The 21,232-nt window shown below is 72.6% G+C and carries 20 protein-coding genes; 14 read left to right on the forward strand and 6 right to left on the reverse strand.

What is annotated here, in order from left to right:
• Positions 1-2 precede the first annotated feature (2 nt).
• Complete coding sequence (meaB, locus tag ACWCQK_RS11725) at positions 3-989, forward strand: methylmalonyl Co-A mutase-associated GTPase MeaB (protein ID WP_451154509.1); 987 nt, start codon at positions 3-5, stop codon at positions 987-989.
• Between the two features lie 11 nt (positions 990-1,000).
• Here meaB and ACWCQK_RS11730 read toward each other — a convergent pair whose 3' ends face one another.
• On the reverse strand, positions 1,001-2,794 hold the full coding sequence (locus ACWCQK_RS11730) for an FAD-binding dehydrogenase (RefSeq protein ID WP_451154511.1): 1,794 nt from the start codon (positions 2,792-2,794) through the stop codon (positions 1,001-1,003).
• 246 nt (positions 2,795-3,040) lie between these two features.
• Here ACWCQK_RS11730 and ACWCQK_RS11735 point away from each other — a divergent pair, with 246 nt between their 5' ends.
• From ACWCQK_RS11735 to ACWCQK_RS11745, 3 genes are all read left to right on the forward strand, one after another.
• A complete protein-coding gene (locus tag ACWCQK_RS11735; RefSeq protein ID WP_451154513.1) occupies positions 3,041-4,210 on the forward strand; it encodes a PucR family transcriptional regulator in 1,170 nt (389 codons plus the stop codon).
• 56 nt (positions 4,211-4,266) lie between these two features.
• The gene (locus tag ACWCQK_RS11740) at positions 4,267-4,956 is read left to right on the forward strand and encodes a lipoprotein (RefSeq protein WP_451154515.1); all 690 of its coding nucleotides are present in this window, start codon (positions 4,267-4,269) and stop codon (positions 4,954-4,956) included.
• 365 nt (positions 4,957-5,321) lie between these two features.
• The gene (locus ACWCQK_RS11745; protein ID WP_451154517.1) at positions 5,322-7,871 is read left to right on the forward strand and encodes a discoidin domain-containing protein; all 2,550 of its coding nucleotides are present in this window, start codon (positions 5,322-5,324) and stop codon (positions 7,869-7,871) included.
• 66 nt (positions 7,872-7,937) lie between these two features.
• Here ACWCQK_RS11745 and ACWCQK_RS11750 read toward each other — a convergent pair whose 3' ends face one another.
• A complete protein-coding gene (locus tag ACWCQK_RS11750; protein ID WP_451154519.1) occupies positions 7,938-8,774 on the reverse strand; it encodes a lysozyme in 837 nt (278 codons plus the stop codon).
• A 404-nt stretch (positions 8,775-9,178) separates the two neighbouring features.
• Between ACWCQK_RS11750 and ACWCQK_RS11755 the strand changes: the two genes are divergently transcribed.
• The 3 genes from ACWCQK_RS11755 to ACWCQK_RS11765 all read left to right on the forward strand — a co-directional run bounded on the left by ACWCQK_RS11755 (position 9,179) and on the right by ACWCQK_RS11765 (position 10,910).
• Positions 9,179-9,532, forward strand: a complete 354-nt coding sequence (locus ACWCQK_RS11755; RefSeq protein ID WP_451154521.1) for a DUF1330 domain-containing protein — start codon at positions 9,179-9,181, stop codon at positions 9,530-9,532.
• A 93-nt stretch (positions 9,533-9,625) separates the two neighbouring features.
• On the forward strand, positions 9,626-10,258 hold the full coding sequence (locus ACWCQK_RS11760; RefSeq protein ID WP_451154640.1) for a hypothetical protein: 633 nt from the start codon (positions 9,626-9,628) through the stop codon (positions 10,256-10,258).
• Between the two features lie 55 nt (positions 10,259-10,313).
• Complete coding sequence (locus ACWCQK_RS11765) at positions 10,314-10,910, forward strand: exonuclease domain-containing protein (RefSeq protein ID WP_451154523.1); 597 nt, start codon at positions 10,314-10,316, stop codon at positions 10,908-10,910.
• Positions 10,911-10,995: 85 nt separating this feature from the next.
• Here ACWCQK_RS11765 and ACWCQK_RS11770 read toward each other — a convergent pair whose 3' ends face one another.
• From ACWCQK_RS11770 to ACWCQK_RS11780, 3 genes are all read right to left on the reverse strand, one after another.
• Positions 10,996-11,574, reverse strand: a complete 579-nt coding sequence (locus ACWCQK_RS11770; RefSeq protein ID WP_451154525.1) for a hypothetical protein — start codon at positions 11,572-11,574, stop codon at positions 10,996-10,998.
• Between the two features lie 177 nt (positions 11,575-11,751).
• Positions 11,752-12,357 carry a GNAT family N-acetyltransferase gene (locus tag ACWCQK_RS11775; protein ID WP_451154527.1) on the reverse strand — a complete coding sequence of 202 codons (606 nt, stop codon included), beginning with the start codon at positions 12,355-12,357 and terminating at the stop codon, positions 11,752-11,754.
• A gap of 11 nt (positions 12,358-12,368) precedes the next feature.
• Entirely contained in the window at positions 12,369-13,937 is a 1,569-nt protein-coding gene (locus tag ACWCQK_RS11780; protein ID WP_451154529.1) for a hypothetical protein, read from the reverse strand.
• Positions 13,938-14,697: 760 nt separating this feature from the next.
• Here ACWCQK_RS11780 and ACWCQK_RS11785 point away from each other — a divergent pair.
• Positions 14,698-15,165, forward strand: coding sequence for a hypothetical protein (locus ACWCQK_RS11785; protein ID WP_451154531.1), 468 nt, complete (start codon positions 14,698-14,700; stop codon positions 15,163-15,165).
• A 4-nt stretch (positions 15,166-15,169) separates the two neighbouring features.
• Here ACWCQK_RS11785 and ACWCQK_RS11790 read toward each other — a convergent pair whose 3' ends face one another.
• Positions 15,170-15,400: a hypothetical protein gene (locus ACWCQK_RS11790; protein WP_451154533.1), complete on the reverse strand. Its 231-nt coding sequence runs from the start codon at positions 15,398-15,400 to the stop codon at positions 15,170-15,172.
• Between the two features lie 490 nt (positions 15,401-15,890).
• Between ACWCQK_RS11790 and ACWCQK_RS11795 the strand changes: the two genes are divergently transcribed.
• From ACWCQK_RS11795 to ACWCQK_RS11820, 6 genes are read left to right on the forward strand one after another with little or no spacing between them, the layout of a single operon-like run.
• A complete protein-coding gene (locus tag ACWCQK_RS11795; RefSeq protein ID WP_451154535.1) occupies positions 15,891-17,372 on the forward strand; it encodes an ATP-binding protein in 1,482 nt (493 codons plus the stop codon).
• Positions 17,369-17,791: a roadblock/LC7 domain-containing protein gene (locus ACWCQK_RS11800; RefSeq protein ID WP_451154537.1), complete on the forward strand. Its 423-nt coding sequence runs from the start codon at positions 17,369-17,371 to the stop codon at positions 17,789-17,791. The genes ACWCQK_RS11795 and ACWCQK_RS11800 overlap by 4 nt, the downstream gene beginning before the upstream one ends.
• A complete protein-coding gene (locus tag ACWCQK_RS11805) occupies positions 17,788-18,147 on the forward strand; it encodes a DUF742 domain-containing protein (RefSeq protein ID WP_451154539.1) in 360 nt (119 codons plus the stop codon). The genes ACWCQK_RS11800 and ACWCQK_RS11805 overlap by 4 nt, the downstream gene beginning before the upstream one ends.
• Positions 18,122-18,727: a GTP-binding protein gene (locus ACWCQK_RS11810; protein ID WP_451154541.1), complete on the forward strand. Its 606-nt coding sequence runs from the start codon at positions 18,122-18,124 to the stop codon at positions 18,725-18,727. The genes ACWCQK_RS11805 and ACWCQK_RS11810 overlap by 26 nt, the downstream gene beginning before the upstream one ends.
• Positions 18,724-19,962: a cytochrome P450 gene (locus ACWCQK_RS11815; RefSeq protein ID WP_451154543.1), complete on the forward strand. Its 1,239-nt coding sequence runs from the start codon at positions 18,724-18,726 to the stop codon at positions 19,960-19,962. Before ACWCQK_RS11810 ends, ACWCQK_RS11815 begins: the two co-directional genes overlap by 4 nt.
• The gene (locus ACWCQK_RS11820; RefSeq protein ID WP_451154545.1) at positions 19,959-21,191 is read left to right on the forward strand and encodes a cytochrome P450 family protein; all 1,233 of its coding nucleotides are present in this window, start codon (positions 19,959-19,961) and stop codon (positions 21,189-21,191) included. The genes ACWCQK_RS11815 and ACWCQK_RS11820 overlap by 4 nt, the downstream gene beginning before the upstream one ends.
• Positions 21,192-21,232 lie beyond the last annotated feature (41 nt).

Consider the following 21,232-nt stretch of genomic DNA (forward strand, 5'->3'; position numbering starts at 1 on the left):
CCATGACGATCGACGTCGGCACGTATGTGAAGGGTGTCCTCGACGGGAAGCGCGCGATCGTCGCGCGCGCCATCACGCTCGTCGAGTCCACCCGGCCCCAGCACCGGACCCTGGCGCAGGAGTTGCTGACCGCGCTGCTGCCGCACAGCGGCCGGGCCCGGCGGATCGGGGTCAGCGGGGTGCCGGGCGTGGGCAAGTCCACGTTCATCGACGCGTTCGGCACCATGCTCACCTCGCTCGGGCACCGGGTCGCGGTGCTCGCCGTCGACCCGTCCTCCAGCCGCACGGGCGGGTCGATCCTGGGCGACAAGACCCGCATGGAGCGCCTGGCCGTCGACCCGGCGGCCTTCGTCCGGCCCTCCCCCACCGCCGGCACCCTCGGCGGGGTCGCCAAGGCCACGCGCGAGTCGATCGTGGTCATGGAGGCCGCGGGCTACGACGTCGTCCTCGTCGAGACGGTCGGCGTCGGCCAGTCCGAGACGGCCGTCGCGAACATGGTCGACTCCTTCCTGCTGCTCACCCTGGCCCGTACCGGCGACCAGCTCCAGGGCATCAAGAAGGGCGTGCTGGAACTGGCCGACGTGATCGCCGTGAACAAGGCGGACGGCCCGCACGTGCGCGACGCCCAGGCGGCCGCACGGGAGTTGGCGGGCGCGCTGCGGCTCATGCACGGCAAGGACGCGGCCTGGTCGCCCCCGGTGCTCAGTTGCAGCGCGCGGGAGTCGGCCGGTCTGGACACCGTCTGGGAGCGGCTCGAGCAGCACCGCGCCCTGCTGGACTCCACCGGCCGGCTCACCGCCAAGCGGCGGGAGCAGCAGGTCGACTGGACCTGGTCGATGGTCCGCGACGAACTGCTCGGCCGCCTGTACGCCGATCCGGCCGTGCGCGAGCTGGCGCCCGAGCTGGAACAGCAGGTCAGGGACGGGGAGTTGACAGCGACGCTCGCCGCCGAACACCTGTTGAAGGCGTTCGGCGGACAAGCGCGCTGAGGCGGGACGGCTCAGGTCGCGGTGGCTTCCGCCGCCGCACGTCCCGCCTGTCGGCCGGAGAACAGACACCCGCCCAGGAAGGTGCCTTCCAGGGAGCGGTAGCCGTGCACTCCGCCGCCCCCGAACCCGGCCACCTCTCCGGCCGCGTACAGACCGGGGACGGGGGTCCCGGTCCGGTCGAGGACACGGCCGAGGAGGTCGGTCTGGAGGCCGCCCAGGGTCTTGCGGGTGAGCACGTTCAGCCGGACGGCGATCAGCGGACCGGCGCCGCTGTCCAGGATCCGGTGCACCGCGGCCGTACGGCTCAGTGAGTCGCCCGGGTAGTCGAGCGCGTTGCGGATGCCCATCACCTGGAGGTCCTTGGTGTACGGGTTGTCGATCTCCCGGTCGCGGGCCTCGATCTGCCGTTTGAGGTCGGCCAGGTCGATGAGTCCGTCGCCGGTCAGCTTGTTCATCCCGGCGACGAGTTCGGTCAGGGTCGAGGCGACGACGAAGTCGGCCCCCTTGTTCTTGAACTTCTCGATCGGCTCCGGGGTCTGCCAGATGCGGGACAGCAACTGCCAGACGTTCTTGTTGGTGAGGTCCGGATTCTGTTCGGAACCGGAGAGCGCGAACTCCTTGGCGATGATCTTCTGGGTGGTGACGAACCAGGAGTAGTCGTGGCCGGACTCGGTGATCGTCCTGAGGGTGTGCAGGGTGTCGTAGCCCGGCAGGTCCGGGGCGTCGAACCGCCGGCCCTTCGCGTCGAACCACATCGAGGACGGGCCGGGCAGGATGCGGATGCCGTGGTTCGGCCAGATCGGGTCGTAGTTCCTGAGGCCCTCGGTGTAGTGCCACATGCGGTCCGGGTTGACGATGCGGCCGCCCGCCCGCTCGGTGATGGCGAGCATCCGGCCGTCCACGTGCGCGGGGACGCCGGTGACCATGAACTTCGGCGGAGTGCCCATCCGGGCGGGCCAGTTCTGCCGGACGAGGTCCTGGTTGGCGCCGATGCCGCCGGAGGTGACGACGACGACCGGGGCGCGCAGCTCGAAGTCGCCCACGACCGTGCGGGAGCTGGGCTTGCCGCGGGCGGCGCCGCTGGGTTCGAGGACCGCGCCGCGGACGCCGGTGACGATGCCGCCCGTGGTGACGATCTCGTCCACGCGGTGCCGGAACTTGAAGCCGACCTTCCCCGCGGCGGCCGCGGCCCGCACCTTCTTCTCGAACGGCTCGACCACGGCCGGGCCGGTGCCCCAGGTGACGTGGAAGCGGGGCACGGAGTTGCCGTGTCCCGTCGCGAGTCCGCCGCCGCGCTCCGCCCAGCCGACGATCGGGAACCACTGCACGCCAAGGCCGGACAGCCAGGACCGCTTCTCGCCGGACGCGAACTCCACGTACGCCTTGGCCCATTTGTAGGCCCAGTGGTCCTGGCCCGCGGGGTCGTCGACGCCGCGGTCGAAGCCGGCCGCGCCCTGCCAGTCCTGCCAGGCCAGGTCGTAGGTGTCCTTGACGCCCATCAGCCGCTGTTCGTCGGAGTTGACGAAGAACAGTCCGCCGAAGGACCAGAAGGCCTGGCCGCCCAGGCTCGCCTCGGGCTCCTGGTCGAGCAGGAGCACCTTGCGTCCGGCGGCGACGAGTTCGGCGGTCGCGACGAGTCCGGCGAGTCCGTGGCCGACGACGATCGCGTCCGCGTCCTGGGACTCGGCGGCGGAGGCGGGGAAGGCCGCGGCCGTCTGGAGGAGGGCCGCCCCGGCGAGTGCCCCTCCCGTCACGGTCAGCGCGTTACGGCGGGTGATCCCGGTGGGGGGTGCGGGGTGCTCCATGGACTGCCTTCCGGGGTGGGACGGGCGGGAGACACGAGCGGGCACAACGAGGCGCGGGAGGAGGGGAGTTCACCGGAGTTGACGGGAGTTCAAGGGACTGCGGAGGCTGTTCCTGCGCGAACCGCGCTGTTACCGTCGGTAGCGCACAGGAAACCAGCTCGTCACACCCCTGCGGTAGTGGCCGGGCGTCAACGTGACCACCGCCTCGTTGTGGCCCGGAGACAGCACGCGGACGGAGAGGGGCACATGACCGTCGTCCACGGACCCGAAACGGTCGCCGCGATCCTGCGGGGCATGGCCGCCGACGCGGACGTGTGCGGCGAGCTCGTCCGCGCGGCCCGGACCCGCTCGCCCGAACTGGCCCGGCTCGCCGAGGCGGAGACCCGCTCCCACGTCACCGCGATGATCGGGGCGGCCGGTTCCTGGTTCACCGCGCTCGACCGGGTCGAGGCGATCGAGGAACAGGACTTCACCGCCGCCCTGTTGCTGGGTGCGGACCGCGCCGTGCAGGGGGTGCCGGTCACCGCCGTCCTGCGGGGCGTGCAGGCCGCGCTGACCCGCGCGGTGGAGATCACCATGGACCGCTGCCGTTCGGTGGGCGTTCCCGACGGCGCGCTGCTGTCGGTGGTGCTGCGGATGAAGGAGTACGGGGACGCGCTGGAGCGGCATGTCGTCCACGGCTACCGCGCCGCCGAGGGCACGGCACCGGGCGGCGCCGACGGGACGCGCGCCCGGCTGCTGCGGCACCTGCTGGTGGGCGGAGTGGTCCCGGCCGCCGAGGAACTCGCGCGGGCCGGGCTGCCCGGCGCCGAGGGCCTGCTGCACTGCCTCGTCGCCGACCCGGGCCACCCGGACGCGCTCCGCCTCCCGCACGCCGTCACCGCACGGCTGGAAGGACACCTCGCCGGCCTGAGCCCCCGCCCGCCCACAGCCGAGGAGATCGCGCCGGGAAGTCTCGTCGTGGTCGCTCCCGCGGCGCCTCCGGCCGGGCTGCACGCGCTGTACCGGCTGTGCGTGCGGGCCGTGGACCTCGCCAGGAGTCAGGGCCGGCACGGACTGTACGACCTCACCGACTTCGCCGCCGAGATCGCGCTCGCCGAGCAGCCGCTCCTCGGCGCCCATCTCAGCCGCCGGCTCCTCGGCGCGCTCGACCCCGCGGACGGCTTCCACCGGCAACTGGCCCTGACCGCGCTGATGTTCCTCGACTGCGGGCGCCGTCTGGACCAGACCGCGGCGGCCTTGTTCACCCACCCGAACACCGTCCGCTACCGGCTCGGCCGGCTCCAGCAGATCACCGGCGGTTCCCTCGCCGACCTCCCGTCCGCCGGGGGTTCCGGGCCGGTGCGCGCGCTGCACTGGTGGTGGGCGCTCACCACCTGGCTCCGCACGGCGGACGGGCCGACCGGCCACCCGTGAGACCCGCCCCCGTCCTCGGATACGCTGTCGCGTCCGGACCGAGGGGAGACACGGGTATGCGGGGCGGGGCGGGGAAGGCATGGCGCGGGCCTGCACAGGTGCTGGTGCCTGCGCTGGCGCTGGCGCTGGTGGGTGCGCTGTCGGCGTGCGGCCAGGGCGACGACGGCGAGCGGGACAGCGGGGTTTCGGCGCGCCCGTCGGTGACCGCGTCGGCGACCGCGGCGGCCGAGCGCGGCGGCACCGTCGGCGCGGCCGGTTCGGCCTGTGAGCTGCCCGTCACCTTCGACACCACCCGGGACTGGAAGGCCGAGGCCGTCAAGTCCGGCCTGGACGGCTCGGGCGACCCGGCCACCGACGAGGCCTTGGAGGCGCTCCTCCACCAGGGGCCCGTCACCACCGTCTGCGAGATCGACGCCAAGCCCGCCGGACACATCGGCTTCCTGCGCGTCTGGACCGGCGCGGCGGGCGACGCCGACGCCCGCGGCGTGCTGGAGGCCTTCGTGACGGCCGAGGGCGAGGTGAGCGGCCAGAAGTACGGCACGTTCGACGCGGGCGGCCTCGCCGGTGCCGAGGTGGAGTACACGTACACCGACAAGGTCCTGGACGAGCCGAAGAAGGAACACGCGCTGGCGGTCGTCACGTCCGACGGGCCGGTCGTCCTGCACCTCGGCGGCCTGGACACCGAGGAGCACGAGGACATGCTGCCGGCCTACGAGCTGGCCAAGCACACCCTGCGCGCGCTCTGACGGCCCGCCCCGGGTCCGCGAGCGGCTCGGGCGATCGGCGGTTCACCACCGTGGGGCGCGTCGGCCCTCGCCTGGGCCGTTTCACGCCGTCCGCCGTCGGCGCCTCGCGCGCCGACGCGCCCAAGTGGGCTTCCCCGTAGGGAAATTCCGTACCGAGGGCTTGCCCCCGCTTTGCCTCATCACTTAAATCAAATCCTGAACTAAGGCGCCGTGCAAGCACGTTGTCCTCAGCACCGTCTTTCGGCACGCCCTTCGCCACGCGTTCCTGTCCGCACGTTCCTGTCCGCACGTTCCTGTCCGCACGCCCTTCTCAGCACGTTCCTCTCAGCACGTTCCCTTTCACCGCACCCGCAGAGAGCCAACCCATGAGACTCAGACTCAGATCCCTGGGTGTCGCGCTCGCCGCCACGGCAGCGCTGGTCACCCTTCCCGCCCACACCCCGGCCTCCGCCGCCGAGACCCCGCTGTCCCAGGGCAAGGCGGTGACCTCGTCGTCCGACGAGAACGCCGGCACCGCCGCCGCCAACGCCGTGGACGGCAACACCGGGACACGGTGGTCGTCCGCCGCGAGCGACGCGCAGTGGCTCCAGGTCGACCTGGGCGCCACGTCGTCCGTCACCCAGATCGTGCTCAACTGGGAGACCGCGTACGGCAAGGACTACAAGGTCCAGATCTCCTCGGACGGCAGCGCCTGGAGCGACCTGAAGTCCGTCACCGGCGGTGACGGCGGCACGGACACCCTCGATGTCTCCGGCCAGGGCCGCTACGTCCGGATGTACGGCGTGCACCGCGCGACCGCGTGGGGCTACTCGCTCTGGGAGTTCCAGGTCTTCGGGACCGGCGGGGGCACCCAGCCCGGCTCCTGCGGCGCGGCCGACGCCGCGAGGGGCAAGCCGGCCTCCGCCTCCTCGACGGAGAACGCGGGCACCCCCGCCTCCGCCGCCTTCGACGGCGACCCGGGCACCCGCTGGTCCAGCGCGGCGTCGGACCCGCAGTGGGTCCAGGTCGACCTGGGCTCGGTCCAGAGCCTGTGCAAGGTCGACCTCACCTGGGAGGCCGCCTACGCGCGGGAGTTCCAGATCCAGGCCTCGGCCGACGGCCAGTCGTGGAGCACCCTCAAGAGCGTGACCGGCGCGACCGGCGGCTCGGCCTCCTACGACGTCAGCGGCTCGGGCCGCTACCTCCGCGTCAACGGGACGGTCCGCGCGACCGGTTACGGCTACTCGTTGTGGACGGTGGCCGTGCACACGGGCTCCGGAGGCACCGGCCCCGTCGAGGGCGGCGGCGACCTGGGCCCGAACGTCATCGTCGTGGACCCCTCCACGCCCAACCTCCAGCAGAAGTTCGACCAGGTCTTCGCCCAGCAGGAGTCGGCGCAGTTCGGGTCCGGGCGCTACCAGTTCCTCCTCAAGCCGGGCACCTACAACGGGATCAACGCCCAGCTCGGCTTCTACACCTCGATCTCGGGGCTCGGCCTGAACCCCGACGACACCCAGATCAACGGTGACATCACCGTGGACGCGGGCTGGTTCAACGGCAACGCGACCCAGAACTTCTGGCGCTCGGCGGAGAACCTGGCGATCACCCCGTCCAACGGCACCGACCGCTGGGCCGTGGCCCAGGCCGCGCCGTTCCGCCGGATCCACGTCAAGGGCGGCCTCAACCTCGCCCCGAACGGCTACGGTTGGGCCTCCGGCGGCTACATCGCCGACTCGAAGATCGACGGCACCGTCGGCCCGTACTCGCAGCAGCAGTGGTACACCCGCGACAGCTCGGTCGGCGGCTGGACCAACGGCGTGTGGAACATGACGTTCACCGGTGTCCAGGGCGCCCCGGCGACCAACTTCGACACCGGCCCGTACACCACCCTGGACACCACTCCGGTCTCACGCGAGAAGCCGTTCCTCTACCTGGACGGCGCGGACTACAAGGTGTTCGTGCCCGGCAAGCGCACCAACGCGCGCGGGGTGTCCTGGCCGGCCAACGCCGGTGGCACGTCGCTCCCGCTCAGCCAGTTCTACGTGGTCAAGCCCGGCGCGACGGCCGCCACCATCAACACCGCGCTCGCCCAGGGCCTCAACCTGCTGTTCACCCCGGGTGTCTACCACCTCGACCGGACGATCGAGGTGACGCGCGCCGACACCGTGGTGCTCGGCCTGGGTCTCGCCACCCTGGTGCCCGACGGCGGTGTCGACGCCGTGCACGTGGCGGACGTCGACGGCGTCCGGCTGGCCGGTTTCCTCATCGACGCCGGATCGGCCAGGTCCGACACGCTCCTGCAGATCGGACCGGCCGCGTCGAGCGCCGACCACTCCGCCAACCCCACCACGATGCAGGACGTGTTCGTCCGGATCGGCGGCGCGGGCCCCGGCCTGGCCACCGACTCCGTCGTCGTCAACAGTGACGACGTCGTCGTGGACCACACCTGGATCTGGCGGGCCGACCACGGCGAAGGCGTCGGCTGGGACACCAACCGGGCCGACTACGGGCTGCGGGTCAACGGCGACGACGTCCTCGCCACCGGCCTGTTCGTCGAGCACTTCAACAAATACGACGTGCTGTGGAGCGGCGAACGCGGCCGGACGATCTTCTTCCAGAACGAGAAGGCGTACGACGCTCCGAACGCCGCCGCCATCAGCCACGACGGCATCGTCGGGTACGCGGCCTACAAGATCGCCGACACGGTGAACACGCACGAGGCCTGGGGGCTGGGCAGCTACTGCAACTACACGTCGGATCCGACGATCGTCCAGGCACACGGCTTCCAGGTCCCGGTCAAGTCCGGCGTCAAGCTGCACGATGTGCTGGTGATCTCGCTGGGCGGCAAGGGACAGTACGCCCACGTCGTCAACAGCACCGGCGCGCCGACCTCGGGCACGGACACCGTACCGTCGAAGCTCACGCAGTTCCCGTGACCGCTCGAACCTGACCGGCACGCGCGCGCCCCGGGGACGGATCCGTCCGTCCCCGGGGCGCGTACGTCAGCCGGTGGCGAGGGCCCGCACCTTGTCCAGGGACCCGTTGAACCGGTCGTGGTCACCGACCGTCGCCCCGGACGACGTGTACTGCCACATCGTGTGCGTGGACCAGCCCGCGGGCAGCGGGCCGGGAGTGGCGGCGTACCGGGCGATCCACAACGGGTTGTCGGCGGCGAAGCCGCTGTAGTCGCCCGTGCAGTCGGTCCACCAGCTGGTCGCCGTGTAGATCACGGCCGCCCGGCCGGTGAGCTGCTTGTAGGTCGTCAGGAAGTCGCGGACCCAACTCACCATCTCGCTCTTCGACTTGCCGTAGCAGGCGGCACCGTACGGGTTCCACTCGATGTCGAGGACTCCGGGCAGCGTCCGGCCGTCGCCCGTCCAACTGCCGCCGCGGTCGACGAAGTAGGCGGCCTGCGTGGCACCGCTGGTGGTGTCGGGCGTCGCGAAGTGGTACGCGCCGTGGATCAGGCCGGCGTCGTACGCGCCCCGGTACTGCGAGGAGAAGTACGGGTTCTTGTAGTACGTGCCTTCCGTGGCCTTGCTGTAGGCCCATCCGACCCCGGCGGCCGACAGCGTCGACCAGGCGACGTCGCCCTGATAGCTGGCCACGTCCACGCCCTCGGTCTGCGTGGTCCTGGGTTCGGCGGGCAGGCCACCGTGTCCGTCGTGGACCGCGACTCCCATGCCCATGTACGCGTGACCGCGCTCGGGCGGCCCGTCGGTCGGGAACGCGATCGAGGAGGGCGGCTGGGCGAGGGAGAACGCGCCGACCAGCACTCCGGTGACAAGCGGACGTAGGCGGCCGAGCGCCGCGCGCAGGGGTATTCGCACGACCCCCATTTGACCCGCTGGCGCGTACGGCCGCATCTCCGGCACGGGTCCGGGCCCGGGGCCGTACGGGAGCCGACTGGTCCATGCGGGTGACGGGTGACAGGTGACGTGGCGCGGGCGAACGCGCCCGTCACGGCGGCGGCCCGGGGGATTACCTCCCGGGTAATCGACCCCGGCCGCCCGGCCCGGCAGCCTGGTCCGTGCGCGGGCGGCCCGGTACCCGGCGGCCACCGCCCGTCGCGGTGGTTTCGGCAACCGCCGTAGTAGTGCGGTGGCTTCGACAGCACCCGGGGTCGTCGCGGGGCCGCCGTAGCCGCCCGCGATGGCCGCCACAGCCGCCGTGGCCACCGCCGACGGCTTCGCCACCGGCACCACGACGGACACGCGGACACCACGACCGACTGGGAGACACCATGACCGCCTACGCCATCGGCAACCTCCGGCCGACCCCCGACGTGCACGAGGACGTGGTGGTCTACATCGAGCGCGTCCAGGACACCCTGGACCCCTTCGGCGGACGGTTCCTGGTCCACGGGGCGCCCCGGCGGGCCGTACCGGAGGGCGACTGGCCCGAGGCGCTCGTCCTCATCGGCTTCCCCTCCTTCGCGCACGCGCGGGCCTGGTACGACTCCCCCGCCTACCAGGAGCTGATCCCGCTGCGCTCCCGGCACATGGACGGCGACATCCTCCTCGTCGAGGGCGTCCCCGAGGGCTACCACCCCGCCATGACGGCCCGGGCGCTGCGGACGGCGCGGGCCGCCGGGTGAGCGGGCCGAATGGCCGTCGCCGAGTCGCGGTGGCGCCGGGGGGCACCGACGATGAGGGCGACCCCTTTCACCACCACCGCCGAGGACACCGCGATGACCCGTAACCCCATCGGAACCACCCTCAGGTCACGTTCACTCGTTCCGGCCGTGGTCGCCCTCGCGTGTGTCGTCGCGGTCGGCTCGCTCGCCGGGTGCGGTGGCGACAGCGGGACGGACACGGGTTCCACGACGAGCCGCCCATCCGCGCCGGACACCGGCTCGTTCACCGGGACGCTGCCGTCCGCGCTGGCGTCCTCCGCGGCGTCCGCCGTCGCCTCCGCGCAGGCCTCCGCGTCCGCGGCGGCCTCTTCCGCCGCCGCCCGCGCCTCCGAGTTCGAGGCGTCGGTCGACGCGGAGACCGCTCGGTCGAGCGCCGCCGCCAAGAAGCAGCTCGCGAACGTCGAGGGGCGCGGCAACGCGGTCTCCGACGTCGGCATGAGCGGTGTGCCGACGGCACAGACCGGAGGCGTGCTGGCCGTCCTGGTCCGCATCACCAACAAGACCGACGCGAAGGCCTCGTACGCGGTGCAGGTCGACTTCGAGGACGCCGACGGCAAGGTGGTGGAGACCAAGTACGTCGGTGCGGAGGACCTCGCGCCCGGCGCCCGCAAGGAACCCATCGTCTTCAGCAGGCAGTCCGCCGGGATGAAGCTCACCGCCCGGCTCGCGAAGGCCCAGCGGTACTGACGCCCCACCGGAAAACCAGATGCCCGCGGTGGCTGCCCGTCCCTAACGTGAGCGTATGGACACCACGGACGCCGACGGGCTGCTGAACGTGATCGACCTGGAGGCGACCTGCTGGGAGGGGCAGCCGCCGCCCGGGTCGGTGAGCGAGGTCATCGAGATCGGGCTGACCGTGGTGGACCTGCGGGCCCGGCGGCGGACGGAGCGGCATCGGATCGTGGTGCGGCCCGTACGGTCCGCGGTCAGCGCGTTCTGCACGGAGCTGACCGGCCTCACCCAGGACGAGGTCGAACGGGGTGTCGGCTTCGCCGAGGCGTGCGCGACGCTGGCCGAGCGGCACGGGGCCCGGGCGCGGACCTGGGCGAGCTGGGGCGACTACGACCGGCACCAGTTCACCCGTCAGTGCCGGGCGGACCGGGTGGCGTACCCGTTCGGCCACCCCGCCGAGCGCACGCACACCAACGCCAAGGCCGTGTTCACCGAGGCTTACGGACTGCGCAAAAAGCCGGGCATGGCCCAGGCGTTGCGGCTGGCCGGGCTGCCGCTGGAGGGGCGCCATCACCGGGGGGAGGACGACGCCTGGAACATCGCGGCGCTGGTGCTCGATCTCGTGGGACGCGAAGCCTGGCCCGTCGCGGCGCCCCGGGCTCGCTGAGAGCCGGCGGTCGCTGGGCCGGTGTCCTGGCCGGCTCACGGAGAGCCGGCGGTCGCTGGGCGGCGTCACCGGCGCCCGTGCCGCTTCAGGCGACCGGTGCCCGGCCGGGCCCGAGGCGGTCCAGGAGCCGGGCACGGTGCAACTCGGCGACCGGGGCGACGAGGTCGGGGTGGCGCAGCAGGGCGGCCGCGCGCCGGTCGTCCTCGTCGGGGGCGAGGAGACGCCGGAAGTCGACGCGTCTGCCGGTCTCGTCCGGGGTCTCGGTGATCGCGGCCACCGCGCGGCCCGCCAGTTCCGGGTCGGTGAGCAGACAGACCGCCCAACTCGCCACGACCTCGTCCACCCAGGTGCGCCAGAGCCATGTGCCGGCGTCGGCCTCGGCATCCGGGTCGGCGTCCGGGTCGGCGTCGGTGTCGGCGTCCTCATCCCCGCAGGTGTCCAGGAGACCCGTGATGCGGTCGAGCCGGCCGGAGCCGCCGGGACCCGCGAGGCCCACCAGGGCGGCGTCCATCGACGTCGGGTAGCGCAGCCAGGCGGCGACGGTCACGGCCTGCCGGGCCTGGACCTCGCACAGCGCGGAGGCGAGGGCGCCGCCGCAGGAGGGATAGGCGCGGGTCAGCCATTCGGCGGTCGCCGCGACGATCGGCGAGAGATCTGGTTGCACTGCTGGACCGTCCGAGCCGCTCTCGAGGGGCAGAGGTGTCACAGGGCAACGTAACGCGGCTTCGGGCAGGGCGACATGACGCCCGCCTCTTCGCCGGAGTGCCGTCGCTCACGTCGGTCGCACCGGGCAGCCGAGCGCCCCGCGCGCGCGTCGATCGCATCGGTCCTGTCGGCCCGGTCAGCGCGTCTCGGTGGCCAGGCCCAGGTAGGTCAGCGGTCCCGGGTCCGCCACCGGGATCTCGTGGAAGCCGAGCCGGTCGTAGAAGGCACGTGCCCCGGTGTTGGCGGTGACCATGCCGAGGTGCACGGCCGGGACACCGCGCGCGTGCAGCGCGGCCCGCAAGGTGTCCATCAACTGTCGTCCGTGGCCGCGTCGCTGCCAGGCGGGAAGCAGGTCGATGTGCAAGTGCGCCGGATACGCCTCGAGTTCGGGGAGCACCATGCGTTCGGGCTCGTGCAGCAGAGCGATCATCTCCTGCGTGGGGGTCCCGGGTGGTCCCGACAGTGGCGGATAGCGGTCGGCGACGCGCGGGATCCACCGGTCACGGAAGGCGCGGGCGAACCGCTCGGTGTCGGCCGTGCCCACGATGTACCCGCCGACGCCGCCGCCACCGTCGTCCAGGACGAACGCGAGCTCGGGTTCGAGGTGGCAGTAGGGGGCGGCGAACAGGGTCGGCATGAGGTGCGGGTCGGCGTAGATGTGCCGTGAGTCACCGCCGTTGTGCGCGGTGCGCACGCACACGTCCGCGACGCCGTCCCGGTCGGACGGGTGAAAGGGGCGCACCCGCGGCGGGCTCAATAGCCGCTCCCCAGGCCCTCGGTGGTGTAGGCGCACTCGGTGTAGATGTAGCCGGACTGGAGCTTGGCGGTGTCCGAACCGGCCGAGGAGAGGGTGTCCTTCTTCGGCTTGTGCACGAAGTAGGTGGTGCCGACGGGCAGGCTGATGGTGCGCTGCGGGTACTTCTTGCCGCTGTCGCTGCACGGGTCGAAGCCCAGCAGGACGCTGCTGGCGAAGGGGTACGTCCGGCAACTGCCGCAGGCCTTGAGCGTGAAGCTGCCGGTGACCGGTCCGGTGTAGAGGACGGTGATCTCGTCGGGGCTGTCGTTCTTCACCGTGACCGAGATGCTGCCGCCGGAGCGGTTGGTGGGCAGGTGCTTGCCCGCGGCCGGCACGGTCTGGGCGACCTCGGCGGCGATGGCTATCTTCTTGGCCAGCGCGGTGTTCCCGGCGTTCTTGTGGGCGGCGGCGTACTTCGTCATCGTGGCCTGCGCCGCGTCGAAGTCGCCGTCCTTGTACTGGTCGACGCCACAGGTGTAGGTGCCCGAGTCGGCGCTGCCCTGTGCGCGCCGGGCGTCCTTGGCCAGGGCGTCGTCGATGCCCGCCTTCTCCCCCGGGAGGCCGTCGATCTGAGTGCTCAGGGTTCCCAGCCGCTCGACCGCCGCGCACGGTTCACTGCCGCGTACGGCCTTCTCCTGGGCGCCGACGGCGGCGGCGACGGCCGGTTCGACCTTCGCGGCCTGTGCCGACGAGGGGAAGGTGGTGAGCAGGTCGCCGAAGTGGGTCGTCCAGGTGGCGTCGCCGCCCGTCAGACGGTCGGACGCGCACTGGTACAGCGAGGTGGCCAACCGGTCGTCGGGCCAGGCGGCCAGTTCGTCGAGGTCCGCCTCCGGCAGGCTCTTCGGCACCGTGCGCAGATACGTCAGCGGCGCTATCGCCTCGCAGTACTGGCCCTTGCCGTAGGAGGCGCCGACCGTCCGGTAGAAGGTCCCCATCCGGTCGGGCACCTGGGCGGCCGCCCGCGAACCGGCGTGGTCGGCCAGCAGGTCTCCGTAGACGGTCAGGGCCCTGCGGTAGTCGGCCCGTGCGCTGTCGAACGCCTGGCCGCCGCCCGCCGCCACCAACCGGTCGGCCCCGTCGAGGCGTTCGAGGAGCATCTGCTCGACGGCCTCGTCGCGGGCGTCGTCGTACAGCACCACGCCGCCGGCCGGGACGGCGAGCAGCACCAGTCCCAGTCCGAGCGCGAGGGGTGCGGTCGGCGGCCAGGACAGCCGGGTGCGCAGGCCCACGACCGCGCCGTGCGCCGCCGCCCCGAGGAGGACCAGGGCGTAGAGGACGAGCGCGGTCCGTGAGACGCCGTCCGGGTCGGCCGGCAGCGCCACGAGCAGCAGCCCCGCGGTCGCGGCCCAGCACACCACCATCAGGACCCACTTGCGCAGGAGCGCGTACCCCAGGCCGAGCCCGCTGAGGTTGAGCACGGCCACCGCGACGGCCCGCGCGCCGTCCGGCGGAGCGGGGGGCGGTGCTGACGGCATCGGTGGCACCACGAAGCCGTTCTGATGCGTGCCGTACCAGTCCCCTGACATGTCGGCTCCCCCCTCAACAGCGCGCGCACGTCGGCGACTTGTCAGTCTACGGGCGGGGAGGGCGGGCCGACAGTGGCAGCACAGCGGTCGCACGGTGATCACGGCCCCGGGCCGCCTCTTGCGCCTCCTTCTCCGCCCCTCGTCCGCCCGTCACCGGCCGCTCACAGACTTCGCCGGCTGTTCTTCCCTGCGGCCGCACGGCAGTACTTGCTTGCGGCCGCACGGCAGTTCTTCCCCCGCGGTCACCCGGCACGACTTCCCCCGCGTCGTGGGGATCGAGCACGTCGGCTGTCCGGACGAGGGGCGGGTCGCGATACGTATGGAGGAGGTGCGGGACCACCTGGAGGACACGTACTTCTTCCGGACCGGCGGGACCGGGGACACGCGCGTCTCCTCCGCACCGCGCGCACGGCTCCGTCACGCCGATCGATGACGGCGCGGGTCGCCGTCGGCGTACAGCACCAGGGACAGCGGCGGTACGCGCGGCCCGCACGGCACACCGCGGCGGCAGCGCGTCCACACCATCCGTCGCACGTCGAACGGCGGCCACCGCGGCGGCGACGGCGTGACCTGCTCAAGGTGTACCTGGAGAACGACCACCGACACGCGCCGGCCCAAAAAACGCCAGGCCTCGCCACCCCTTCCGCCAGGTAGAAATATCTACCAGCATGCATATGCCAGGTCGGTACGCCGTCGACGGCCCCGGCCGGCGTTGGCCTTTCCTGCGCCCTGACGGGCCGATCCGCACCCGGAGCGGGACATGAGCGATGCGAAGTGGGGACACGGCGTGGAGTGGCTCGCGGCGGCGGCGCTGGACCCCCGGGCCTGCAAGCGGGCCTGGGACCAGGGCGAGGGCATCGCGCTGCTGGCGGCGGGGCGGTTCTGGGACGTGCTCAGCGTGCCCGACCGGCTCGGCCTGCTCACGCTGGACCTGCTCTGGCAGCCGGGTCTGCCCGTTCCCGGGCCGACGCTCGTGGACACCGTGGCCCACCGGGTCGGCTTCTTCCTGCCGCCCGAACCGGACAGCAGATGGGTCGGCGCCGGGCTGCGGCACGCGGGCCGGGGCTCCTGGGTCGCCGTGCCGCCGCCGTACCGGCCCGCCCGGTACCTGGAGTGGCTGGTCCCGCCCGACGGGTCGGGTGCGCTGCACCGGCCGACCACTCTGGAGCTGGCGCTGCGTCAGGCGCACGGCGCTCTGGCCACGCTGACACCGGTCCGCGGCGACTGAGCCCTCAGGACGGCTCCTCGCCCTCGCCCCGCAGACCGGCCGCCAGGCCCGCGAAGGACGACACCCACTGCACCTCGGGACGCGCGGGCACGGTCCGGCCCCGGGCCCGCCACTCCGCGACGAGTCCGGCGTAGATCGGGGCACGGCACCAGGGGCCGTGGGTCGGTTCGGCATGGGGGCCGGGAGCCGGGTCGCTCCCGGGCGTGCGGCACGGCACGCGGGAAGTTCGGTCCATGCCGGGGCAACGCCGGGCCCGCTCGGGCGGTACGCGTGCGCCCCGGCGCTCACCGGGTCGAGTGAGCACGCCCCCCGTTCGGCCGCATCCGCTGATCGGCTCATCTCCTCGTCGGACATTCCTCATGCCCCCTGGCACGCAGTCCCGTGCGGCCAGGAGTTCCGGAGCCGCGGCCGTGGTGGGCGAACCCACCGTGGCGCGGGAGCGGAGGCGGTGTTCGACACCGCCGGCACCCAGCCCACCACCACAACGACTGCCGAGGCCGGCCCGCGGAGGGAATTCCGCACCGTCATCGATCATCAACTCGGCACTGGCGTACGGCAATTCAGCACAGTCGGCACAGATGCGCACAGAGGTCGGGCAGATTCGGAGCCAAGTAGTCCTCGACCGTGCGAGATCGGTCGATGACAGTGTGTACTGTGCTGCGAGCGTGCCCCGTCAGTGGGGCTTGGCCGCTCTGCCCTGCCCGACTCCCCCTGGAACCGATTCGATGATCGAACTACCGGACCTGGTGGCCGGCGGTCTGACCGCCGGCACGCTGTCCGCACTCGCCCTCGGCGGGGTGCTGTTGCGGTCACGGCGTCAACTCAACCGCCAGCGGCGCGAGACGGCCGCTCTGCGCGCCCAACTCGACGGACGGTCGAAGGTGTTCACCGCCGAGGTCGAGCACCTCGCGCTGCGCCGCCTGCCCGCCGCGGCCCGGCAGCAGGCGCACGCGCACGTCACGGTCCCCGGTCCGGTACAGACACAGACCGCCGAGACCCCGCTGGGCGCCGCGCTGGAGAGCGTGCTGGACGGCCTGCGCATCGAACTGGCCGCACAGGCGGTGCGCATCGACGCCGCCGCACAGGCCGGCATGCGCGGCGCCACCCGGGAGATCCAGGCAGCCCTGTACCGCCTCCAGGACGCGCTGCGCGCATTGCAACAGCGCTACGACGACCCCGAGTTGACGCAGACCCTCTTCCAGCTGGACCACGAGAACGAGCAGTCGCTGCGGCGCGCGCAGGTCGCCGCGGTCGTGTGCGGGGCCTGGGTCGGGCTCGCCCGCGAGGAGTCCCATCTGATCGACGCGGTGACCGGGGGCCAGGCCCGGCTCCCCGGATACCACCGGGTCAAGGTGCACAACCACCTCCAGCCGGGCACCGCGCTGGTGTCGCACGCGGTGGAGCCGGTCGCGATCATCGTCGCCGAGCTGCTGGACAACGCGCTGCGGCACTCGGCGCCGGACACCGACATCGTGGTGAACCTGGAGCACGTGCATCACGGTGTGTGCGTGACGATCGACGACGCGGGCCTGGGCATGACCCAGGACGAACGTGCCCGCGCGCAGCGGCTGGTGGCCGGCCGCGAGCCGATCCTGCTGACGGAACTGGGCGACCCGCCCCGGATGGGACTGGCCGCGATCGGCCAGCTGACCCGGCAGTTCGACCTCGGCGTGGACGTGTCCTCACCGTCGCCCTACGGTGGCGTGCGCGCGGTACTGCGGGTCGACAGCCATCTGCTCAGCCGGGTCGACCCCGCCGAGAAGCCGCCGGCGGCCAGCGCCGCGCGCTCCACCCGCGTCCCCGCGCGGCCGGACCCGGCTCCCGCCGTACCGGCCCCCGCCAGTCCGACCCACGGCTACGGGACCGAGCCGGACGACGAGGCGGTGCCGGCCGGCTCCGGGCACCACGGCCCGGCGCACGACGACGACTCCCCGGCGGCCCGGGAGAGCGACGGGCTGCCGCAGCGCCGCCGCCGGCCCCGGGTCACCGGCACGGCCGCGTCCGCACCGGCCCGGCCCGCGCGCCGCCCCGAGGAGTCCGCCGCGGCCCTCGGCGCGCTCCAGTCCGGCACCGCCGCGGCGCGCTCCGCGAGCGGCCCGGACACCGCAGCGGACGCCGAACCCGAACCCGTCACCGCGCGGCGCCGCGCCACGGAGGCGGCCGACGACACCGAACAGTCCGACTACGAAGGGGGAGCGGCTCGATGACCAGCCGCGACACGAGCGACACGGCATGGGTGCTGGAGCCGATCCTGGAAGTGCCGCACGTGGTGGCCGCCGTCCTGCTGACCAGGGACGGACTCGTCACCGGGTACACCGACGCGCTGTCCCAGCCGTCGGCGGAGCGGGTGGCCGCCATCACCAGCACCGTGCAGGGCGCGTGCCGGACCGCGGCGGCGGCCTTCGCCGACCGGGACCGGGCGGAGCTACGGCAGGTCGTCATCGAGTCCGACCACGGCTACGTACTGATCGTGCCGACGGACCACGGCACCTGTGTGGCCGCGTACGGAGACCCGGAGGCCCGTCTGGACCTGCTCGGGCACCGGGTCCACTCGCAGGTGGCGCGACTGGGCGAGAAGGCGATGGCCGCCGCGCCCCGGGGAGCCGACGGCAGCGCACCGGCATGACCGGCCGCCCAGGCGGCCGTCCCCTGGTTCCCGCGTACCTGTCGACCGGCGGGGTGGCGCGGCCCAGCCGACCCCAGCTGGAGCGGCTGTCGGTGCTCACCGGAAGCGGTGAACCCCGTCCCGGCGATCTGACGGCAGCTCAACTGTCGTTGCTGGAAGCCCTGGAGGGTGGTGCGCTGACGGTGGTGGAGGCGGCCGCGCTGCTACGGCTGCCGGTCTCCGCGGTGCGGGTCCTGACGGCCGGTCTGGTCGACCGCCACCTGGTACTCGCCCGTGCGCCGATCCCGACCGCCGAAGGGTTCGACCCCGACCTGCTGAAGAGAGTGGCCGATGGCCTCCGCACCCTCAAGCACTAGTGGCATCCACCTCCCCGACACCGCCCGCGACCTGGTGAAGATCCTGGTCGCGGGACCCTTCGGGGTGGGCAAGACGACCCTGATCGACTCGGTGTCGGAGATCCGGCCGCTGCACACCGAGGAACACCTCACCGAGGCCTCCGCGCAGGTGGACGACCTCGACGGGGTGCGGGAGAAGGCGACCACCACCGTCGCGATCGACTTCGGCCGGATCAGCCTGCCGGGCGGTGTCGTGCTGTACCTCTTCGGCACACCCGGCCAGGAACGGTTCCGGTCGCTGTGGAAGGACATCGCGTACGGCGCGCTGGGTGCCCTGGTGCTGGTCGACAGCCGCCGGATCGACGCGTCGTTCGACGTGCTCGGGCTGGTGGAGGAGACCGGACTGCCCTACGCGGTCGCCTTCAACACCTTTCCCGACGCCCCGCGCCACCACACCCCCGAGCAACTGCGCGCCGCCCTGGACCTGGAGCCGAGCACACCGATGGTGACGTGCGACGCGCGGGACGCGAACTCCTCCATCGACGCGCTGCTCGCCCTGGTCGAGCACCTCATCGACCGCGACCCCCCGGAGAACCGGTGACCACCCATTCCGCCGCCGAGCACACCTTCGCCCTCTCCGCACCCGTGCGGCTGTGGGAGGACGGCTTCGCCCTGGACCCCGACCGCTACTACGCCGCCCTGCGCGCCCAGGGGCCGGTCGGCTGGGGCGAACTCGCGCCGGGCGTACCGGCGTACGTCGTCACCGATCGGCAGGCCGCGCTGGAGGTGCTGCGCGACACCGACGCCTTCTCCCACGACCCCAGGCCGTGGGAGAACACGGTTCCCGACGACTCGCCCGTGCTCGGCATGATGCGCTGGCGGCCCAACGCGCTGTTCTCCGACGGCGCCGCCCACATCCGCTACCGCACCACGCTCATCGACGTCTTCGACGAGGTCGAACCGCACGACCTGCGCACCCGGGTGCACCGCGCGGTGCACGTGCTGGTGAGCCGTTTCGGCCCGCGCGGTGAGGCCGACCTGGTGGCGGACTTCACGCGGCCGCTGCTGGCGCTGGTCCTCAACAACCTCTTCGGCCTGCCGGACAGCCAGGGCGACCGGCTGAACGAGGGCCTCGGCAAGATGATGGAGGGCGGCGCCCAGGCCGCCGAGGGCGAGGCCACGTACGCCCAGTACGTACTGGAGCTCATCGCGGCCAAGGCCGAGCGGCGCGGCGACGACCTGCCCAGCAGGCTCCTCGACCACCCGGCCGGGCTGACCCCGGAGGAGGTCACCTGGCAGGTGTTCCTCACGCTCGGAGCCGGCTTCGAACCGACCTCGAACCTGCTGTCCAACTCGCTGTCCAGGATCCTCGGCAACCCCCTCTACTACTCCACCCTCACCGACGGGGCCCGGCCGGTCACGGACGCGGTGGTGGAGGTGCTCCACCACGAGACGCCCCTGGCCAACTACGGCATCTACTACGCCGTCCGGCCGCTGTCGTTCCACGGGGCGTGGATCAGGGCCGCGGTGCCGGTGGTGGTCTCGTACGGAGCGCTCGGGCACTTCGCCGAGCGGGAGGTCACCCAGGAACGGCATCCCGGCGACGCCTCGCACCTGTCCTGGGGTGCGGGGCCGCACGCCTGTCCGGTCAGGCAGCACACGCTGCTCCTGGTGACCGAGGCGATCGAACGGCTCACCCAATGGCTGCCCGACATCGAACCGGTGCTGCCCCGCGAACGACTCAGCTGGCGGCCCGGCCCCTTCCACCGCTCACTGACATCGCTGCCCGTGCGCTTCCGCCCCCGATCCCCCGACCAGCCAGGAGACCTGTCGTGACCGTCACCGAACGCATCGCGCTGGACCCGTTCGGCACCGATATCGCGGCCGAGAGCGCCCGACTGCGCGCGCTCGGCCCGATCGTGCCGGTGGAGCTGCCGGGCGGCATCCCCGCCTGGGCGCCCACCGGCTACGACACCCTCAAGGAACTGATCCTCGACCCCCAGGTCAGCAGGGACCCGCGACTGCACTGGCGGCTGTGGCCCGAGATCGGCGAACACCCCTCGTGGGGCTGGATCCTGGGCTGGGTCGGCGTGGTCAACATGCTCTCCACGTACGGCGGCGACCACACCCGGCTGCGCAAGCTGGTGGCACCGAGCTTCACCCACCGGCGCACCGAGGCGCTGCGGCCGCGGGTCGAGGCGATCACGGCGGAACTGCTCGACGCCCTGGACCTCGCCGGAGCCGACGGCGCGGTCGTCGACGTCAAGGACGGTCTCGCCCACCCGCTGCCGATGCGGATCATCTGTGAACTGTTCGGTGTGCCGGACGAGTTGCAGGACGCGACCGGCCGGCTCATCGCGGCCATCATGGACACCTCCGACCCGACCCCGGAGCACGCCTCCTTCGTCCAGGAGCAGATCGGTACGGTACTGGGTTCGCTCATCGCCCACCGCAGCGAGCACCCCGGTGACGACCTGACCACCGAGCTGATCCGGGTACGGGACCAGGACGGTGACCGGCTCAGCGGCGAGGAACTGCTCTACACCCTGCTGCTGGTCATCGGGGCGGGTTTCGAGACGACCGTGAACCTCGTCGGCAACGCGGTCGTCGCGCTGCTGAGGGACCCGGCGCAGCTGGCGGCGGTGCGGGCGGGCGAGATCGGCTGGGACGCGGTCGTCGAGGAGACGCTGCGGGTGCATCCGTCGATCGCCTCGCTGCCGCTGCGGTTCGCCGTCGACGACCTGAAGGTCGGCGATGTGACGATCCCGGCCGGGGACGCGATCATCACGACGTACGCGGCGGCGGGCCTGGACCCCACGCACTACGGGCCGGACGCGGGCAGCTTCGACGCGGCGCGCGGGGCCGACGACCATCTGGCGTTCGGTGTCGGCGTGCACCGGTGCATCGGCGCGCCGCTGGCCCGGATGGAGGCGATGACCGCGCTGCCCGCGCTGTTCGACCGTTTCCCCGGCCTGGCGCTCGCCGTCGACGCCGACGAACTGCGCCAGGTGCCGTCCTTCATCGCCTTCGGCTGGCAGGAGATCCCGGTCCGGCTGCGCGGCTGAGACGCGCGCCGGGGCGCGACCGGTCCCCCGTTCCGGTCGTG

This window comes from Streptomyces sp. NPDC002306, assembly GCF_053593435.1.

Bases quoted from the DNA above. Each gene is read 5' to 3' on its own strand.
- ACWCQK_RS11745 (WP_451154517.1), top strand. From the start codon at position 5,322: ATGAGACTCAGACTCAGATCCCTGGGTGTCGCGCTCGCCGCCACGGCA.
- ACWCQK_RS11750 (WP_451154519.1), bottom strand. From the start codon at position 8,774: ATGGGGGTCGTGCGAATACCCCTGCGCGCGGCGCTCGGCCGCCTACGT.
- ACWCQK_RS11760 (WP_451154640.1), top strand. From the start codon at position 9,626: ATGACCCGTAACCCCATCGGAACCACCCTCAGGTCACGTTCACTCGTT.
- ACWCQK_RS11780 (WP_451154529.1), bottom strand. From the start codon at position 13,937: ATGTCAGGGGACTGGTACGGCACGCATCAGAACGGCTTCGTGGTGCCA.
- ACWCQK_RS11730 (WP_451154511.1), bottom strand. From the start codon at position 2,794: ATGGAGCACCCCGCACCCCCCACCGGGATCACCCGCCGTAACGCGCTG.
- ACWCQK_RS11800 (WP_451154537.1), top strand. From the start codon at position 17,369: ATGACCAGCCGCGACACGAGCGACACGGCATGGGTGCTGGAGCCGATC.
- ACWCQK_RS11790 (WP_451154533.1), bottom strand. From the start codon at position 15,400: ATGGACCGAACTTCCCGCGTGCCGTGCCGCACGCCCGGGAGCGACCCG.
- ACWCQK_RS11785 (WP_451154531.1), top strand. From the start codon at position 14,698: ATGAGCGATGCGAAGTGGGGACACGGCGTGGAGTGGCTCGCGGCGGCG.
- ACWCQK_RS11810 (WP_451154541.1), top strand. From the start codon at position 18,122: ATGGCCTCCGCACCCTCAAGCACTAGTGGCATCCACCTCCCCGACACC.
- ACWCQK_RS11755 (WP_451154521.1), top strand. From the start codon at position 9,179: ATGACCGCCTACGCCATCGGCAACCTCCGGCCGACCCCCGACGTGCAC.
- ACWCQK_RS11765 (WP_451154523.1), top strand. From the start codon at position 10,314: ATGGACACCACGGACGCCGACGGGCTGCTGAACGTGATCGACCTGGAG.
- ACWCQK_RS11805 (WP_451154539.1), top strand. From the start codon at position 17,788: ATGACCGGCCGCCCAGGCGGCCGTCCCCTGGTTCCCGCGTACCTGTCG.
- meaB (WP_451154509.1), top strand. From the start codon at position 3: ATGACGATCGACGTCGGCACGTATGTGAAGGGTGTCCTCGACGGGAAG.
- ACWCQK_RS11740 (WP_451154515.1), top strand. From the start codon at position 4,267: ATGCGGGGCGGGGCGGGGAAGGCATGGCGCGGGCCTGCACAGGTGCTG.
- ACWCQK_RS11735 (WP_451154513.1), top strand. From the start codon at position 3,041: ATGACCGTCGTCCACGGACCCGAAACGGTCGCCGCGATCCTGCGGGGC.
- ACWCQK_RS11795 (WP_451154535.1), top strand. From the start codon at position 15,891: ATGATCGAACTACCGGACCTGGTGGCCGGCGGTCTGACCGCCGGCACG.